This window comes from Sphingobium sp. GW821-FHT02B05 (assembly GCF_059421905.1).
Window position 1 is genome coordinate 1 of the sequence record NZ_JBWKVW010000024.1, and the last position, 3,119, is coordinate 3,119.

The 3,119-nt window shown below is 61.2% G+C and carries 4 protein-coding genes; all 4 read right to left on the minus strand.

The window, feature by feature from the left end; all coding sequences use genetic code 11:
• Positions 1–765, minus strand: a 765-nt coding sequence (locus tag AC07UX_RS21055) for an NAD(P)H-dependent flavin oxidoreductase (protein WP_495193914.1), incomplete at its 3' end; no start/stop codon positions are given.
• A complete protein-coding gene (gene dmpG, locus AC07UX_RS21060; RefSeq protein WP_495193915.1) occupies positions 758–1,786 on the minus strand; it encodes a 4-hydroxy-2-oxovalerate aldolase in 1,029 nt (342 codons plus the stop codon). The genes dmpG and AC07UX_RS21055, both read right to left, overlap by 8 nt.
• Entirely contained in the window at positions 1,786–2,724 is a 939-nt protein-coding gene (locus tag AC07UX_RS21065; protein ID WP_495193916.1) for an acetaldehyde dehydrogenase (acetylating), read from the minus strand. Before AC07UX_RS21065 ends, dmpG begins: the two co-directional genes overlap by 1 nt.
• A partial coding sequence (locus AC07UX_RS21070; RefSeq protein ID WP_495193917.1) for a 2-keto-4-pentenoate hydratase occupies positions 2,721–3,119 on the minus strand: 399 nt, incomplete at its 5' end. The genes AC07UX_RS21065 and AC07UX_RS21070, both read right to left, overlap by 4 nt.

A 3,119-nucleotide genomic window follows, 5' to 3' on the forward strand; every position in this document is an offset into this window, starting at 1 on the left:
TTCGGGTGTGAAGCCAGCCGCATCCAGACTTTCGCGCATCCAATTGGAACTCACGCCCGTGACCGCCTGGGTCGTGACAATATCGCTCATCGTCGCACGCACAAGCATTGCACGATTTTCGTCCGAAACCAAGCTCTCGCGTGTGGCGATAAAGCGCGTGCCCATATAAGCAAAGTCCGCGCCGAGCGTGAGCGCCGCGCGTATCGCTTTCGCACCCCCAATCGCGCCGCCCAGAATTAACGGTCCGTCCCAGAAGCTGCGTACCTCTTCGACGAAGGAGAAGGGGCTGTACTGGCCCGTATGCCCGCCCGCCCCGCTCGCCACCAGTACGAGACCGTCAGCCCCGGCATCGACCGCCTTACGCGCCTGAAGCGGATTGATGACATCGGAAAAAACCGCGCCGCCATAGGAATGCACCTGCTCCAGTGGCCGCCCCGGGCTGCCCAGCGCGGTGATGACAATGCGCGGCTTATATTCGCAGATCAAGTCCAGTTCAGCATCGAACCGTTCATAGGTCGGGTGGACGATCATATTGATCGCCCACATGCCAGCTCGGCCCGCCGCTTCCAGTTCCGAAGTGACGCGCAGCAGCCACTGCGTCAAGTCGTCAATGGTGCGCGCATTGGGAGCTGGGAAAGCGCCGATGATGCCCGCCTTGCCTGCCGCGATCACCAAGTCGGGGCCGGAAATGAGGAACATCGGTGCAGCGAAGATAGGCAGTCGCATGGTCCGGTAAAGGTCATTGACCAGCGTCCGATCAGCCACGTGCTTTGACCATATCCAGCGCGACGTCAACGATCATGTCCTCCTGCCCCCCGACCATGCGGCGGCGGCCCAGTTCGACCAATATCTCGCGCGTATCGACCCCATAATCGACCGCTGCCTTTTCGGCATGGCGCAGGAAGCTGGAATAAACCCCGGCATAGCCAAGACTCAGCGTCTCGCGGTCGACGCGCACCGGCCGGTCCTGCAACGGGCGCACAAGTTCTTCCGCAGCGTCCATCAGCATGTAAAGGTCAGTACCATGGTTCCAGCCTTTGCGCTCGGCAGCGGCGATGAACACTTCGAGCGGCGCATTGCCCGCGCCCGCACCCATGCCCGCCAGGCTGGCGTCGATGCGGATCGCGCCATGCTGGACTCCCACGATCGAGTTGGCGACGCCCAGCGAGAGATTGTGGTGCGCATGGATGCCGCGCTGCGTCTCGGGTTTCAGCACCCGATCATAGGCTTCGCACCGCGCGCGATAGCCGTCCATGTCCATCGCACCGCCGCTGTCGGTCACATAGACGCAGTTTGCGCCATAGTTTTCCATGAGCAGAGCCTGCTGGGCCAGCGTCTCGGGCTCGACCATATGGCTCATCATCAGGAAGCCTGAGACGTCCATACCCAGATTCCGGGCCGCCTCAATATGCTGCTTCGAAATGTCCGCCTCGGTGCAGTGCGTCGCCACGCGGACCGATCGCACACCGAGCTTATAGGCATGCTTCAGTTCCTCGATCGTGCCGATGCCCGGGATCAACAGCGTAGTGAGTACGGAATGCTCCAGCACGTCGGCCACCGCCTCGATCCATTCCCAGTCGGTATGCGCGCCGAAACCATAGTTGAAACTGGAGCCGTTGAGCCCGTCGCCATGCGCGACCTCGATCGCGTCCACCTTGGCATTGTCCAACGCCTTGGCGATCTTCTGCACATGGGCGATGCCATATTGGTGGCGGATCGCATGCATGCCGTCGCGCAGAGTAACGTCCTGAATGTAGAGCTTTTGCTGTATCGGGTCGAAAGCCATTATGCCGCCTCCTTCGCCAGGCGCTGGCGCGCGATTTTCTCCGCCGTGGCAAGGCCTGCGGAAGTCATGATGTCGAGATTTCCGGCATAGGCCGGCAGATAATGGGCCGCCCCCTCTACTTCGAGAAATACGGTGGTCTTCACGCCCTCAAACTCACCGATACCGGGAATGCGAACCGGGTTGTTGGAGCCAAAGCGTTCGAACTGAACCTTCTGCTTGAGGCGGTAGCCCGGCACATAAGCGTTAACCTTGGCCACCATCGCCTCGACTGCGGCAGCGATCTGCTCTTCGCTGGCACCCGAGGACAGGGTGAAGACGGTATCGCGCATCATCATTGGCGGTTCCGCCGGATTGAGGATGATGATCGCCTTGCCCTTGGCCGCGCCGCCAACTTCTTCGATTCCGCGACTGGTGGTCTCAGTGAACTCGTCGATATTGGCGCGCGTTCCCGGCCCCGCCGACTTCGACGAGATCGACGCGACGATCTCCGCATAATGGACAGTGCCGACCGAGGAGACGGCCGCAACGATCGGGATCGTCGCCTGTCCGCCGCAGGTCACCATGTTAACGTTGGATGCATCGAGATGCGCGTCGCCATTCACTACCGGAATGACATAGGGGCCAATCGCGGCCGGGGTCAGGTCAATCATGACCTTGCCCGCGCCCGTCACGATTTCATTATGCCGCCTGTGCGCGCTTGCCGAGGTCGCATCGAACACCACGCCGATTTCGTCCCACACCGGTAGTTTGACGAGGCCATCAATCCCTTCTGCTGTGATCGCAACGCCCAACCGCTCGGCGCGCTTGAGGCCATCGGACTCCGGATCGATGCCGACAAACGCGCCCATCTCCAGTACCTTGGAATGGCGCATGATCTTAATCATGAGGTCGGTACCGATATTGCCCGAACCGATGATCGCCGCCTTGACCTTCGTCATTTCTTGTCTCCGTAGCTGAACGACACGCTGCCAAGACCCCCGATCTTCGCTGTCACCCGGTCACCGGGGTTGAGCGCGACCATAGGTCCAAGAGCGCCGGTCAGGATGATATCACCCGCACGCAGCGGCTCACCCGCGGCGCTCAGTGTCCTTGCCAGCCATGCTGCCGCTTCCAGCGGATGGCCAAGGCACGCCGCCCCCGCACCCAGCGAAGCCAGTACACCGTTCACTTCCATCGCCATGCCGCAGGTATAAAGGTCCAGACCTTCGAGCGGCTTGCGATCCTGCCCCAACACAAAATAGGCCGACGATCCATTGTCCGCGACCGTATCAGCAAAGGTGATCTTCCAGTCGTGGATGCGGCTGTCGACGATCTCGATCGCCGCCACCGCATA

Bases quoted from the DNA above. Each gene is read 5' to 3' on its own strand.
- dmpG (WP_495193915.1), bottom strand. From the start codon at position 1,786: ATGGCTTTCGACCCGATACAGCAAAAGCTCTACATTCAGGACGTTACT.
- AC07UX_RS21065 (WP_495193916.1), bottom strand. From the start codon at position 2,724: ATGACGAAGGTCAAGGCGGCGATCATCGGTTCGGGCAATATCGGTACC.